General features: G+C 67.9%; 17 protein-coding genes. 7 read left to right on the forward strand and 10 right to left on the reverse strand.

Annotated features, from left to right (window positions below; all coding sequences use genetic code 11):
* Nucleotides 1-17: 17 nt before the first annotated feature.
* The 3 genes from QF040_RS00285 to QF040_RS00295 are packed head-to-tail and all read right to left on the reverse strand — an operon-like array spanning nt 18 to nt 2,698.
* Entirely contained in the window at nt 18-746 is a 729-nt protein-coding gene (locus QF040_RS00285; RefSeq protein WP_429609217.1) for an SDR family NAD(P)-dependent oxidoreductase, read from the reverse strand.
* The gene (locus tag QF040_RS00290) at nt 736-1,707 is read right to left on the reverse strand and encodes a Bug family tripartite tricarboxylate transporter substrate binding protein (protein WP_013540255.1); all 972 of its coding nucleotides are present in this window, start codon (nt 1,705-1,707) and stop codon (nt 736-738) included. The genes QF040_RS00285 and QF040_RS00290 overlap by 11 nt, the downstream gene beginning before the upstream one ends.
* Nucleotides 1,708-1,759: 52 nt before the next feature.
* On the reverse strand, nt 1,760-2,698 hold the full coding sequence (locus QF040_RS00295; protein ID WP_429609218.1) for a dihydrodipicolinate synthase family protein: 939 nt from the start codon (nt 2,696-2,698) through the stop codon (nt 1,760-1,762).
* 108 nt (nt 2,699-2,806) lie between these two features.
* Between QF040_RS00295 and QF040_RS00300 the strand changes: the two genes are divergently transcribed.
* From QF040_RS00300 to QF040_RS00310, 3 genes are all read left to right on the forward strand, one after another.
* Nucleotides 2,807-3,739 carry a LysR family transcriptional regulator gene (locus QF040_RS00300; protein WP_429609219.1) on the forward strand — a complete coding sequence of 311 codons (933 nt, stop codon included), beginning with the start codon at nt 2,807-2,809 and terminating at the stop codon, nt 3,737-3,739.
* Between the two features lie 117 nt (nt 3,740-3,856).
* Complete coding sequence (locus tag QF040_RS00305) at nt 3,857-4,051, forward strand: hypothetical protein (RefSeq protein WP_307643170.1); 195 nt, start codon at nt 3,857-3,859, stop codon at nt 4,049-4,051.
* 23 nt (nt 4,052-4,074) lie between these two features.
* Nucleotides 4,075-5,076 (forward strand): lysylphosphatidylglycerol synthase domain-containing protein, encoded by a 1,002-nt coding sequence (locus tag QF040_RS00310; RefSeq protein ID WP_429609220.1) that lies wholly within the window; start codon nt 4,075-4,077, stop codon nt 5,074-5,076.
* A gap of 13 nt (nt 5,077-5,089) precedes the next feature.
* On the opposite strand, the gene QF040_RS00315 is transcribed toward QF040_RS00310, so the two are convergent.
* The 4 genes from QF040_RS00315 to QF040_RS00330 all read right to left on the reverse strand — a co-directional run bounded on the left by QF040_RS00315 (nt 5,090) and on the right by QF040_RS00330 (nt 8,015).
* The gene (locus QF040_RS00315; protein ID WP_307509205.1) at nt 5,090-5,329 is read right to left on the reverse strand and encodes a hypothetical protein; all 240 of its coding nucleotides are present in this window, start codon (nt 5,327-5,329) and stop codon (nt 5,090-5,092) included.
* Nucleotides 5,330-5,494: 165 nt separating this feature from the next.
* Nucleotides 5,495-6,619, reverse strand: a complete 1,125-nt coding sequence (locus QF040_RS00320) for a phosphatidate phosphatase App1 family protein (RefSeq protein ID WP_429609221.1) — start codon at nt 6,617-6,619, stop codon at nt 5,495-5,497.
* A complete protein-coding gene (locus QF040_RS00325) occupies nt 6,616-7,149 on the reverse strand; it encodes a dihydrofolate reductase (protein WP_429609222.1) in 534 nt (177 codons plus the stop codon). Before QF040_RS00325 ends, QF040_RS00320 begins: the two co-directional genes overlap by 4 nt.
* Before the next feature lie 23 nt (nt 7,150-7,172).
* A complete protein-coding gene (locus QF040_RS00330; protein ID WP_429609224.1) occupies nt 7,173-8,015 on the reverse strand; it encodes a thymidylate synthase in 843 nt (280 codons plus the stop codon).
* 63 nt (nt 8,016-8,078) lie between these two features.
* Here QF040_RS00330 and nthA point away from each other — a divergent pair, with 63 nt between their 5' ends.
* From nthA to QF040_RS00345, 3 genes are read left to right on the forward strand one after another with little or no spacing between them, the layout of a single operon-like run.
* Nucleotides 8,079-8,723, forward strand: coding sequence for a nitrile hydratase subunit alpha (gene nthA / locus QF040_RS00335; RefSeq protein ID WP_429609225.1), 645 nt, complete (start codon nt 8,079-8,081; stop codon nt 8,721-8,723).
* Nucleotides 8,720-9,385 (forward strand): nitrile hydratase subunit beta, encoded by a 666-nt coding sequence (gene nthB / locus QF040_RS00340; RefSeq protein WP_429609226.1) that lies wholly within the window; start codon nt 8,720-8,722, stop codon nt 9,383-9,385. Before nthA ends, nthB begins: the two co-directional genes overlap by 4 nt.
* Complete coding sequence (locus tag QF040_RS00345; protein ID WP_429609227.1) at nt 9,382-9,756, forward strand: nitrile hydratase accessory protein; 375 nt, start codon at nt 9,382-9,384, stop codon at nt 9,754-9,756. The genes nthB and QF040_RS00345 overlap by 4 nt, the downstream gene beginning before the upstream one ends.
* A 135-nt stretch (nt 9,757-9,891) precedes the next feature.
* On the opposite strand, the gene QF040_RS00350 is transcribed toward QF040_RS00345, so the two are convergent.
* The gene (locus QF040_RS00350; protein ID WP_429609228.1) at nt 9,892-11,328 is read right to left on the reverse strand and encodes an FAD-binding oxidoreductase; all 1,437 of its coding nucleotides are present in this window, start codon (nt 11,326-11,328) and stop codon (nt 9,892-9,894) included.
* A complete protein-coding gene (locus QF040_RS00355) occupies nt 11,325-11,738 on the reverse strand; it encodes a DUF2069 domain-containing protein (protein ID WP_429609229.1) in 414 nt (137 codons plus the stop codon). Before QF040_RS00355 ends, QF040_RS00350 begins: the two co-directional genes overlap by 4 nt.
* A gap of 56 nt (nt 11,739-11,794) precedes the next feature.
* Between QF040_RS00355 and QF040_RS00360 the strand changes: the two genes are divergently transcribed.
* Nucleotides 11,795-13,006: a YihY family inner membrane protein gene (locus QF040_RS00360; RefSeq protein ID WP_013540269.1), complete on the forward strand. Its 1,212-nt coding sequence runs from the start codon at nt 11,795-11,797 to the stop codon at nt 13,004-13,006.
* A gap of 11 nt (nt 13,007-13,017) precedes the next feature.
* Here the strand turns inward: QF040_RS00360 and QF040_RS00365 are convergent, their stop codons facing one another.
* Nucleotides 13,018-13,356 carry an Mpo1-like protein gene (locus QF040_RS00365; protein ID WP_013540270.1) on the reverse strand — a complete coding sequence of 113 codons (339 nt, stop codon included), beginning with the start codon at nt 13,354-13,356 and terminating at the stop codon, nt 13,018-13,020.
* Nucleotides 13,357-13,453: the final 97 nt, after the last annotated feature.

Here is a 13,453-nt window from a genome sequence, read left to right on the forward strand (position 1 = left end):
AAAAAAAGCGGATGAATTCAGCGGTGCAGCGACGCGCCGCCGCAAATGGCGAGGTCCTGGCCGGTGATGGCCGCGGCCTCTGCCGACAACAGGAAGGCGACCAGCGCGGCGATTTCTTCCGGCTGGATCAGGCGGCCGATGGGCGGCAGGCGCGGCGCGCTGGCCGCGCGCGCCGGGTCCTGCAGCATCGAGGTTTGGGTCGCGCCCGGCGACACCACGTTGACAGTGACGCCCTGGGCCGCGACCTCCGCCGCCCAACTGCGCGCGAGCGCGATCAGCGCCGCCTTGGTTGCGGCGTACTGGCCGCGCCCGGGCAGGCCCTGCGCCACGCGGCTGCCGACGAACACCACGCGGCCCCGGCCGCGCACGGCCATCGCGGGCACGAGCGCGTCGGCCAGCCGCGTCGCGGCATCGACATGCAGCCGCCACATCAGTTCGCCGCCGGCATGGTCGAGCGCGCCGAGCGGCCCCACGCGCAACACGCCGGCCGCATGCACCAGCGCATCGGCATCCTCGAGCGCGCCCGTCGCGCGCGCGATGGCATCGGCATTGCACAGGTCGACCGCCACATGCGCAAAGTGCGCATGCGACAGCGTCGGTGCAGCGAAGTCGAGGCCGCTCACGCGCCAGCCTTGGTCGAGCAGGTGCGACGCGATCGCGCGGCCGATGCCGCCGCTGCTGCCTGTTACCACGGCATGCGGCGCATGCGCTGGATGCGCTGGATGTGCGCCCGGCTCATTCGACATGGATGTTGCCCTCCACGATGATCTTTTTCGAGCGCGCCATGTCGTCGGCCTGGAACTTCACGAACTCCTCCACGCTGCCCGGCGTGAGCAGCAGGCCTTGCGCCTGGAGCGTCTCGCGCATGTCGGTGCCCAGCGCCTTGTTGACCTCGGCATTCAGCCGCTGCGTGACGGCGGCCGGCAGCTTCGCCGGACCCCACAGGCCATACCAGCTGTAGAACTCGTAGCCGGGAATGCTTTCGCCCACGGTGGGCACGTTCGGCAGGCTGGTGGCGCGCGTGGCCGAGGTCACGGCAATCACCTTCACCATGCCGCTCTTGTGGTACTGCAGCGAACCCAGGATGGGATCGATGAAGCCGTCGATCTGCCCGCCGATCAAATCCTGGAAGGCGGGCGCCGTGCCCTTGTACGGCACGATCAGGTAGTCGAGCCCGCCGCCCGCGCGCTTGAGCAGTTCGGTCGACAGGTGCCCCGCCGAACCGATGGAGCCGACCGCGAAAGTCATCTTGCCCGGGTGCGCCTTGGCATAGGCGATGAGCGACTTCACGTCGGTCACCGGCAGGTTCTTGTTGATCGCCACCGACAGCGGCGCCTTGGCCACCAGCGCGACCGGCGCGAAGTCCTTCACCACGTCGTAGGGCACCGCCTTCATGGTCATCGGCGCGGTCGTGAAGGTCGAGGCATTGAACAGCAGCGTGTAGCCGTCCGCCGGCGCCTTGGACACCAGGTCGGCGCCGATGATCCCGTTGCCGCCGGCGCGGTTCTCCACGATGAAGGACTGGCCGGTCTGCTCGCCGAGCTTCTGCGCGAGCAGGCGGCCGATGGTGTCCAGCGTGCCGCCCGGCGGGAACGGGATCACCATGCGCACCGGCCGGCTCGGCCAGGTCTGCGCGAAGCCAGCGGTGGATGCTGCCGCCAGCGCGAGGGCGGCGAGCGCGGCCCGCAGGAAATGGTTGCGTTGCATGTCTCTTGTCTCCTTGTGTTTTGCATCGGGGCCGGTGGCCCCGCGGGCTTTCTCAGCGCCGGGACAGGCCCGCCTGCTCGACGGCGGCGCGCAGCGCATCCATCTCGCGCGCGTTCGGCGCCTCGGTCGGCGGGCGCACGGTGGCGTTGGCGAGCACGCCAGCCAGGTACATGCCGCCCTTCATGCGCGCATGCGCTTCGCCGGTCGGCTCGCCGCCGCCATAGACCGCATCCTTGAGCGGCGTGATGAGCGCCTGCACCGCCATCGCCTTCTTCAGGTCGCCGGCCTTCACCGCATTCCACAGGTCGATGATCAATTGCGGAATGAAGGTCGCGAAGCCGACCAGCGCGCCGTCCACGCCCTGCACCATCGAGGCGAGCAGGTATTCGTCGTGGCAGGTCAGGATGGCCTTGGACGCATCGGCTTCGCGGATCGCCTGGATGTCGCGGGCGTACTTGTTCATGTCGCGCTGCCCGACCTTGAAGGCCTGCAGGTAGGGCAGGCGCGCCAGTTCGGCCAGCAACTGCGACGAATAGGAGGCGCGCGTCCATGCCGGGTACACGTGGCAGACCAGGTCCAGCTCGGGCGCCGCGCGGTGGATGGCGTCGAAGTACTGCAGCGCGTGGCCGGGCGTGAAGCCGAAGCGCAGCCAGTGGTGCGGGGGCATCACGTCGAGCGCAACCGCGCCCGCGGCTTGCGCGGCGCGGGCATGTTCGGCCGCCTCGGCCAGGCCTTCGCACACGATGGACGAGATCACCGGCATGCGGCCGCGCAGCTCGTCGGCGACGATGCGGGTCACTTCGGCGCGTTCGGCGGGCGTGAGGGAAAACACCTCGCCGGTGTGGCCGTTGGTCATGACCGCCACCACGCCGTCATGGCCCGCGAGCCACGATGCGAGCTTGCGCAGGGCCGGCTCGTCGATGCGGTGGTCGGCGGTGAAGGGGCAGGAAATGGCGGGAATGATCCCGCGATAATTCGCGATGGAAGGCATGCTGTGTCTCCGTTTTGGGGTCAAGGTGCAGAACTGGGTGCATCTTTCCCGCCGGGGCACTGGCCGTCCAATACTCCAATTGCATAGAACTATCCAAACGCACCGCGCATGGGCCCCGGCAACCGACCGCTCGACATGGAATGGCTGGAAGATTTCCTGGCCCTGGCCGAGACCGGCAACTTCTCTCGCGCAGCAGAGGCGCGCTCCATTGCCCAGCCCGCCTTCAGCCGGCACATCCGCGCGCTGGAGGAATGGGTGGGCGTCGACCTGTTCGACCGCAGCGCGCATCCGGCCGCGCTGACGCCCGCGGGCAGGCGTTTCCAGCCGCTGCTGCAGGAGGTGCTCGCCGGCCTCGAGGCGGCCCGCATCAAGACCCGGGCCGCGCACGACCTGGCCGCGGCGAGCCTGAGCTTCGCCGCCACGCATGTGCTGTCGCTCACCTTTTTCCCGCGCTGGCTGGCGAGCGTGGAGGCGGGCCTGAGCATGGGGCCGATCCAGACCATCTCCGACAGCTCTCGCGCCTGTGAAGACCTGATGCTGCAGCGCCGCGTGCAGTTCGTGCTGTGCCACGGCCATGCCGGCGCACCCGGCCGGCTCGACGACGCGCAGTACCCGGTGCAGCGCCTCAGCGATGACGTGCTGGTGCCGGTCGCAGCCCCCGATGCGGACGGCGCGCCCCGGCATGCGCTCGGCACGCAGCAATCGCCTTCGGTGCTGGCCTACAGCGAGGCCTCGGGGCTCGGGCGGATCATGCGATCGATCCAGGACAGCGAGTTCGGCAAGGACTTCGCGCCGTCCCTCTCGGTGGTCTTCACGGCGCACCATGCCGCGCTGCTCAGGACCATGGCGCTCGAAGGCCGCGGCCTCGCGTGGCTGCCGATGAGCCTGGTGGCGGATGACCTGCGCAGCGGCGCGCTGGTGGACGCCGGCGCGGGCGGCTGGCGAGTGCCGGTGGACATCCGGCTGTACCGTCAACTCGCCGTCATGACGCCGGTGGCCGAGGCGCTGTGGCAGTTGGTCGGCGGCGCAGGCGCGCCTTAGCGAGCCTTCTTCGCGGGCCCACGCACTCGGGGCGATGTCCTGCATTCCCCGTCGTCGCCGGCTGGCGAGCCGGGCGCCGCGCCTCCGGAAACTCGGGTGTTCCACAGGAGATTTCCCATGAGTTCCAGAACCAAAGCCCCCATCCACGAGGAGCCCGAGGTCACGCAAGAGGAGTCCGTGCCCAGCGACGGGCGGGACACCGAAGGCGAGGAGATGATGAAGAAGGTGGTCAACCGCAAGCTCGAGGACCCGGGCTCGGCGGAAGACAAGACGCCGCAAAAAGCGGAGAAGTCGCGCGAGAGCAAGTCCTGACGCCGCGGTCCAGGGTCGCGCCCATGAACGGCAACGCAGCCACTGCCGGCGGCAGCACCGAAGCTTCCCACGCGCCCGCCATGTCGGCATCGCTCTGGCAGCGCAGCCGCCGATGGGTGCTGCCGCTGGTCGGCATCGCGATCCTCGGGCTCCTGCTGTCGCATGCGCACAAGGTCGACTGGGCCGGCGCATGGCATGCGCTGCAGCGCTATTCGCCCTGGTTGCTGCTCGGCGTGCTGGGCCTGGCCACCGCGAGCCATGCGCTGTACGGCTGCTTCGACCTGATCGGCCGGCGCCACACGCGCCATGCGCTGCCGCGCTGGCGCACCTGGGCGATCGCGGTCACCAGCTATGCGTTCAACCTGAACCTCGGCTCGCTCGTTGGTGGTGTCGCGATGCGCGCGCGCCTCTATGCGCGCGCGGGTCTGGACGAAACCACCGTCGCGCAGATCGTCGGAATCAGCCTTGCGACCAACTGGCTCGGCTACGGGCTGCTGGCGGGCGGCCTGTTCGCAGCCGGCGCCATCGCGCCGCCGAGCCGGGCGCCGATCGGTCCTGGCGCGCTGCGCGTCATCGGTGTCGTGATGATCCTGCTGGCCGTTGCGTATGTCGTGGCCTGCGCGATCCTTCGTGGCCGTGAATGGCGCGTGCGGCACCGGCGGCTGAAGCTGCCTTCCGCGCGGCTCGCATTGGTGCAGCTCGCGCTGTCGGCATCGAACTGGGCGTTGATGGGTTCCGCGATGTATCTGCTGCTCGGCCAGCAGGTGCCGTACACGACCACGCTGGGCGTGCTGCTGGCTGCTTCGATCGTGGGGGTGATCACGCCGATTCCCGCAGGGCTCGGCGTGCTCGAAGCGGTGTACCTCGCGCTGCTTTCGGGTTCGGTGAAGCAGGGCGCGCTGATGGGCGCCGTGCTCGCGTATCGCGCGCTCTATTACCTGTTGCCGTTGGCCGGCGGGATCGTGCTCTACCTGTTTCTGGAGCGCTATTCGGCCAGCCATCCGCTGGCGGATGCGCAGCCCTGAAAGGCCGCGGCGTTCACAACTCGATGAATGCGGAGGTGGCCTTGTTCAGTGCCAGCTTGCCCTTCGCGGTGATCGATTCGACCTGGGCCAGTTGCCGTATCGCGCGCTCATCCGGCGCACGCTCGGAAGGCGGTATGAAGGCAGTGACCAGATCGGCCGCACGCAGCACACGCAGCCTGTCGATGTCTGCGGGCGTGTGAACGACATAGGGCAATCTCTGCTCGGAGATCACCCGAAGAAACTCCATGGACATGAGCCGTCTCCTTGTCTTGATGGCGGTTCGAATATTGTGCGCACAAACAATTAGCTGTGGCTAATCCCTGCGGTGGGCATGCCCTTTCACTCTCGTACGGAAGTTTTCACTTTGTGCGCGCAGTACGAGCGCAACCGTTTGCCGCTGCAGTGCAGCAGGTTTTTTTTATCTGCTGGCCTGAAGCGGCCACGCGGTGGTGTCGGGCATGAGGATGTGCCAGAGCACCGCGTCGATGCCTTCGAAGGTCGCGCGGTAGCGATCGGAGAGTCGGCCTTCGTCGGTCACGTCGCGGATCACGATGCTGTCGATGCGCTGCGGATTCGCGCGGTACACCTGCGCGTAGATCTCCGGATCGGCCTCGCCCGAATCGCCCACGAGCACGAAGCGGCGCTGCGGAAATTCGGTGAGCAGCCGGTCGATCACGCCGAGCTTGTGCGCGCGCGAATCCTCGGCGCCAGGGATCAGCGTGCGCCACGTCGTGCTCTCGCGCAGATGCATGCTGCCGGCCGGGAAGTCGTTGTCGCGAACGAAGTCCGCGAGCGCCGGATAGAGCTGGATCGGGCTCGCCGAGAGGTAGTGAAAACGCGTGTCCGGCACCTGCGCCAGCGCGCGGTAGTACGAGGCCATGCGCGGTGCCGCCTCGAAGCGCCGTGCGAAGGTGTTCAGCAGCATCTCGCGGCGGTCGCGCACCTGCGTGCGCTTGATGGTGTCGTCGATGTCCGAGATCACGGACACGCCTTCCGACGGCACCACGAGCGCCTGGCCCCTGAAGCGATGCAGCAGTTCGCCCGGACCCGTCACGCCGTGGAACTGCAGCCACTGCACCGGCGCGGCGGTGCGCGGCGCGTCGACCACCACGCGCAGGTTGGTGCGGCCGTCCGCCGTCGAAGGCGGCATCTTCACGCGGGTCCGCGTGCCGTCGAAGACGACGTCGATCAGCTTGCCTTCTTCGGACTCCGTGTGGAACAGCGCGGTGCGCTGGTTGAAGCGCAGCCGTGCCGCGGGCGAGAGATTCTTGAGGTCCAGGCCGAGGTAGCGCGCGAGCGCTGCGTTGAGGCCCCAGCGCCGTTCGCGCTCGAAGATCCAGGCGTGGATATCGACCTCGATCCGGCCGTCGGCAGTGGGGCGCGCCGTGCCGGGCATGAAGAGCGCTTCTTCGTCGGGTTCGAGTGGTTCGGCGGCCTGCAGCGCTTGCAGCGGCGCGAGGCCTGCGAGCAAGGCCGCACCCATCACCACGGACCGGCGCTTCAGTTGCGGCGCGGGCGGAAGGGCGGGGCGCTCGTCGCTCATGCGTGCGCGTGCGCGTGCGCGGGCGCGATGCGTTCGTAAGTCACGAAGCTGAAGCCCAGGCCATCCTTGGCCGAGACGTGCGACTCGCGCTGGGTCTCGCGCCACGCCGCGCCGTCGAGCACCGGCGCATGCGCATCGCCTTCGTAGTCGCGAGCGATTTCGGTCACGACCGCGCGCTGCGCCAGCGGCTCGGCCTCGGCGTAAATCTGCGCGCCGCCGATCACCCACACCTCGGGCGATGCAGCTTCTGTGCAAATCGAGAGCGCATCGCGCAAATTGCCCACCGGCAGCGCACCCTCGGCGCGCCAGTCGGCCTGCCGCGTGACCACGATGTTCTGCCGTCCAGGCAGCGGGCGAAAGCGCGGCGGCAGCGAGTCCCAGGTCTTGCGGCCCATGATCACCGGCGCGCCGGCCGTCTGCCGCTTGAAGTGCGCCATGTCCTCGGGCAGGTGCCAGGGGATCGTGCCGTTGGCGCCGATGACGCCGTTGGCGGCGCGGGCGTAGATGAGGTTGATGCGGGGCTCGGTCATGTGGCTTGGGTCGCTCAGGTCGCTCAGACTGCGACAGGCGCCTTGATCGGATCGCCGTGCTTGTAGTCGAGCACCTCGAAGTCTTCGTACTGGTAGTCGAAGATCGAATCGGGCTTGCGCTTGATGTTGAGCGTGGGATACGGATACGGATCGCGGCTCAGTTGCAGCTTCACCTGCTCGGCGTGGTTGCTGTAGATGTGGCAGTCGCCGCCGGTCCAGATGAAATCGCCCACGTCGAGGTCGCACTGCTGCGCGATCATGTGCGTGAGGAGCGCGTAGCTCGCGATGTTGAAGGGAACGCCGAGAAAGATGTCGGCGCTGCGCTGGTAGAGCTGGCAACTGAGCTTGCCGCGCTCGCCCTCGGCCTGCGGCGGCGCCACGTAGAACTGGAAGAACGCGTGGCAGGGCATCAGCGCCATCTTCGAGAGCTCGGCCACGTTCCAGGCGCTCACGATGATGCGGCGCGAATCGGGGTTGGTCTTCAGCGTCTTGATGACATCGGAAATCTGGTCGATGTGGCCGCCATCGGGCGTGGGCCAGCTGCGCCACTGCACGCCGTACACCGGGCCCAGGTCGCCGTCTTCGCGCGCCCATTCGTCCCAGATGCTGACGCCGCGTTCCTTGAGCCAGTTGTTGTTGCTCGAGCCGGTCAGGAACCACAGCAGTTCCTGGATGATGGATTTGAGGTGCACCTTCTTCGTGGTCACCAGCGGAAAGCCTTCGTTCAGGTCGAAGCGCATCTGGTGGCCGAACACGCTCTTGGTGCCGGTGCCGGTGCGGTCGCTCTTGAACACGCCGTGGGTGTCGACGTGGCGCATGAAATTTTCGTACTGGGAGCGAACGGGGCGGGTGGGCGTGGAGGTCATGGCAAGAGGGGCTCTCAGAGGCGGGTTTTCGAATTTTAAGTGCCCGGGCTTAGCATGGTGGCCATGAGCCAAGACCACCCCACGAACGGCCACGATCATGCCCACGACCACAGCGAACTCGGCGAGATGGACCTGCGGGTCCGCGCCCTGGAAAGCGTGCTCACGCAGAAGGGCTACATCGACCCCGCCGCGCTCGACGCGCTGATCGACACCTACCAGACCCGCATCGGCCCGCGCAACGGTGCACGGGTGGTGGCGCGGGCCTGGGTCGACCGCGAGTTCCACGACTGGCTGATGGCCGATGCCACGGCCGCCATCGCCTCGCTCGGCTACACCGGCCGCCAGGGCGAGCACATGGTGGCGGTGGAGAACACGAGCGACCAGCACCACATGGTCGTCTGCACTCTCTGCAGTTGCTACCCCTGGCCCGTGCTCGGCTTGCCGCCCACCTGGTACAAGAGCGCGCCCTACCGCTCGCGCGCCGTGAAGGACCCGCGCGGCGTGCTGGCCGACTTCGGCACGACGCTGCCCGAGACCACGCGCATCCGCGTCTGGGATTCGACCGCCGAGGTGCGCTATCTCGTGATCCCGCAGCGCCCTGCGGGAACCGAGGGATGGAGCGAAGAAGCCCTCGCCGCGTTGGTCTCGCGCGATTCGATGATCGGCACGCGGCTGGCGAACGCGCCTTCGACGGGGAGCCTCGCATGAGCTATGTCACGCATGCCGACCTCGGCGGCCAGCCCGGCTTCGGGCCGGTCACGCCGGAGCCCGAGGGCGAACTGTTCCACGCCGATTGGGAGCCGCGCGCGCTGGCCCTCACGCTCGCGATGGGCGCGACCGGCTCCTGGAACATCGATGCGAGCCGCGCCGTGCGCGAGACGCTGCCCAACTACCGCGACCTGAGCTACTACCAGATATGGCTCGGCGCGCTGGAGCAGTTGATGCTGCAGCGCGCGCAGGTATTCCCCGACGAGATCGCGTCCGGCGAGATGAAGCATCCGCCCGCGCCGGTCGCCCGCGTGCTGCAGGCCGCGCACGTGCCCGCAGTGCTCGCCAAGGGCTCGCCCACCGAACGCCCCGAGCCGCGCCCCGCGCGCTTCGCCGTCGGACAGGCCGTGCGCATGCACTTGGGCAAGGTCGACCATCACACGCGGCTGCCGGGCTATGTGCAGGGCAAGCGCGGCACGATCGAGCACATCCACGGCGCGCATGTGTTCGCCGATGCGCACGCGCAAGGGCTGGGCGAGCAGCCGCAGTGGCTCTACACGGTGGTCTTCGACGAAGCCGAACTCTGGGGCGAGCAAGCGACGCCGCAGAACCTTTCGGTGTCGGTCGATGCGTGGGAAAGCTATCTGGAGCCCGCTGCATGAAAAACGACATGCCGCCCCTCGCGCTTGCACCCGGCATGCCGCGCGACGCCGACGGCCCGGTATTCAAGGAGCCCTGGGAAGCACAGGCCTTCGCGATGACGCTGGCGCTGCATGAACGCGGCCTGTTCACCTGGGTCGAGTGGGCCGAGGCGCTCGCCGCGGAGATCGCCACCGCGCAAGCCGCTGGCGACCCCGACACTGGCGACACCTACTACCGCCACTGGCTCGCGGCGCTCGAAGGCCTCGTGGCCCGCAAGGGGGCGAGTTCGGGCGATGAACTCGCGCGCTATCGCCACGCCTGGGACCACGCGGCCGACCGGACGCCGCATGGGCAGCCGATCGAGTTGCGCGGCGAGGACTTTCCCGGCTGATCTGCCTTGCTCCTTCCCCCTTTGGGGGAAGGCTGGGATGGGGGCAAGCGGCGTTTGTTCAGCGCAGTGCTTCATCGAGCGCCGCTTGCCCCCACCCCGGCCCTCCCCCAGAGGGGGAGGGAGGAAAACCAGACCCTAGACCCGGATCACGCGCCCCGGGTTCAGCGTGTTCTTCGGATCGAGCCCGCGCTTGATCGCCCGCATCATCTCCAGCGCCACCGGCGACTTGTGCTTCTCGAGCTTGTCGACCTTGAGCGAGCCCACGCCATGTTCGGCAGAGAACGAGCCGCCGAACTTCTCGACCGCGTCGTACACCAGCGTGTTGATGCGGTTTTCCTCGTTCTTCAGAAAGGCCTTGGTGTCGATGTTCTCCGGCGCCTGCACGTTGTAGTGCAGGTTGCCGTCGCCCAGGTGTCCAAAGTTGACCAGCCGCACGCCGGCGATCTCGCGCTGCAGTAGCGCATCGGTCTCGGCCACGAAGGCCGGAATGCGCGACACCGGAATCGAGATGTCGTGCTTGATGTTCAGGCCTTCCTCGGCCTGCGCGAGCGGAATGCTCTCGCGGATGTGCCAGAGCTGGTGCGCCTGCGTGAGGTTCTCGGCGACCACCGCGTCAGTGACGCAGCCGTCTTCGAAGGCGGTTTCGAGCAGCGCCTCGAAGCGGGCGCGCGCATGGTCTTCGGACTCGCTGTCGGAGTTCTCCAGCAGCACGCAGTAGGGCACCGCTTCGTCGGCGATGAAGGGCACGCGAAGTTGCGGCATGTGCTTGTCGACCAGGCTGAGTGCGAACTTGCCCATCACCTCGAAGCCGGTGAGTCCCGATCCCAGGTGCTTGTGCGCCAGGCCCAGCAGCGTGACCGCGTGGTCGAGCGACGGCACCGCGGCCCAGGCCGTGAGCTGCGCGGCCGGCAGCGGGTAGAGCTTCATGGTCGCGGCGGTGATGATGCCCAGCGTGCCTTCGCTGCCGACGAAAAGATCGCGCAGGTCGTAGCCGGTGTTGTCCTTGCGAAGGCCGCTGGTGCCTTCCCAGATCTCGCCCTGCGGCGTGACCACTTCGAGGCCCAGGCAGAGCTCGCGCGTGTTGCCGTAGCGCACGACCTGCGTGCCGCCCGCGTTGGTCGCGAGGTTGCCGCCGATGGTGCAGCTGCCTTCGGCCGCGAGGCTCAGCGGGAACAGGTAGCCCTCTTTCTCCGCCGCCTCTTGCAGCGTCTGCAGGATGCAGCCGGCTTCGACGGTCATCGTGAGGTTGGCGGCATCGAAGGTGCGGATCGCATTCAGCCGCTGCAGGCTCAGCACGACCTGCGTGCCGCTGTCGTCGGGAATCGAGCCGACAGCGAGGCCCGTGTTGCCGCCCTGCGGCACGATGGCCGTGCCCGTTGCGGCGCAGGCCTTGACCACATCGGCCACCTGCTGCGCATTGGCCGGGCGCACCACCGCGAGCGACTTGCCGCGCGAGCGCTTGCGCCAGTCCTGCTCGTAGGCGGTGAGGTCGCCCTCGTGGAGCACATGCGAGGCGCCGACGATGGCGCGCAGCTGGTCGATCAATGCGGTGGCGGAAGCAGAAGAAGTCATTGGGCGGAAGTCTCCAGTTGACGGGCAGCAGCGGCAGCCTTGGCATGGCGGAGGCGCAGGCGCACATGCCACGCGCAGGCCGCGAAGAGCACCAGGCACAGCAGCACCTCGATGAGCGCGAGCACCTGTCCCACGCCGTTGGTGTCGCTCCAGGCGCGCACCACGCCCTCGGTGAAATAGAGCCAGATCATCAGGCTGACCCAGCGGTAGGTGTACATGCGGTTCTTGTAGAGCCCCGCGAGCGGAATCACGAGCGGCAGCACCTTCAGCGCGAGCAGCGAGCCGCCGGGCCGCAGCGGGGCAAGCCACAGCTCCCAGGCCAGGCCCAGCACGATCAGGCCGACGAGGCTGCCCACGGCAAGCCATCGGGTGGCGCGGACGGAAGAGGGCGGGAGCGGGGTGGCGGTCACGGTGCGACGAAGGAGAGGGCGCCCGGTGGAAGGCGGCGCATTGAAGAGCGGATGGCATGATACCGGCCATGAATCGTCGGCAGCTTTGGAGGGATCTTTCGCGTTTTCCGTGGCGCAACACCGCTGCGGTATTGGGCGAGCGATTTCGCGAAGACAGGCTCGGTTTGACCGCCAGCAGCCTGACCTTCACCACCACCATCGCGATGGTCCCGTTCTTCACGGTGGCGCTCGCACTCTTCACCGTGTTCCCCATGTTCGCCAAGATGCAGGGCCGGCTGCAGCGCTGGCTCATCGAGAGCCTGATCCCCGAGAACATCGCGCGCCAAGTGCTCGGCTACCTGAACCAGTTCGCGAGCAAGGCCAGCGGCTTGGGGATCGCAGGCCTGATCGTGCTGCTGATCACCGCCATCGCGCTGATCCTCACGATCGACAAGACGCTCAACAACATCTGGCGCGTGCGCACGCCGCGGCCCTTTGCGCAGCGCGTGCTGATCTACTGGGCCGCCATCACGCTCGGGCCGCTCATCCTTGCGGTGAGCCTGTCGACCACCTCGTACGTGGTCTCGGCCACGAGCGACGTGGTGGGGCGCGGCATGGTCAAGCTGTTCTTCGACACCTTCGAATTCGCGCTGCTGGCGGTCGGCATGGCTTCGCTCTACCACTACGTGCCCAACACCAACGTGCGCTGGTCGCATGCCTGGGCCGGCGGCATCTTCGTGGCGGCGGCCATCGAGATCGCCAAGCGCGTGCTGGCCTATTACCTGAGCCTGGTGCCGACCTATTCGGTGTTGTATGGCGCGTTCGCCACCTTCCCGATCCTTCTGGTGTGGATCTACGTGGCGTGGGTGATCGTGCTGCTCGGGGCGGTGATTGCCGCGTACCTCCCGAGTTTGCTGACGGGGGTGGCGCGCCGCGGCGGTGCTGCCGGCTGGCCGCTGCAACTGGCCATGGAAACGCTGCAGCATCTGGCGCGTGCACAGGCCACGCCGGCCAAGGGCATGGGGGCGACCGAGCTGGTGACGCGCATGCGGGTCGACACCCTGCAACTGCTCCCGGTGCTCGAGACACTGGTGGCGCTCGACTGGATCGCCCCGTTGGCCGAGGAGCCCGCCAACGAGGACCCGCGCTACGTGCTGCTGGCCGATCCGTCGACGCCCATCGAGCCGCTGCTCAAGGAACTGCTGATGCCGCAGGCCGAGCCGCTCGAAGACCTCTGGCAGAAGGGGCCGCTGAGGTCGCTGCGCCTAGGGGACGTGCTGCTGATTTAGCAGTTGGCCTGTCAGATCTTGACCTTGCCCAGCCAGATGTCCCGGTACATCGCCCAGTCGCCCATGAAGGAATAGAGCGGGCGCTTGAACGAGGCCGGCTTGTTCTTCTCGAAGCCGAAGTGCCCGACCCAGGCGAAGGCATAGCCCACCAGCACCCCGGCCAGCAGCCACCACGGGTTGAGCGTGACCACCAGCGCCACGAGGCACAGCAGCGAGAGGGTCGAGCCCGCAAAGTGCAGGCGGCGGCAAGTGCGGTTGGCGTGCTCGGTCAGGTAGAACGGGTAGAACTCCGCGAAGCTCTTGAAACGGCGCGGATCGACGGCAGATTCCGGGGCAGTCGTGGTGGTCATCGTGCGGGTCTCCTTGGCGCTGGAGCGCCTTTTGTGCGGGCTTTGTCCATAATAGCGACGACCCCCTGGCCGCACCACCCCGGCTCTCCTTCACACC

The sequence above is a fragment of the Variovorax sp. W2I14 genome (genome assembly GCF_050435205.1).
GTDB classification, from domain to species: domain Bacteria; phylum Pseudomonadota; class Gammaproteobacteria; order Burkholderiales; family Burkholderiaceae_C; genus Variovorax; species Variovorax paradoxus_C.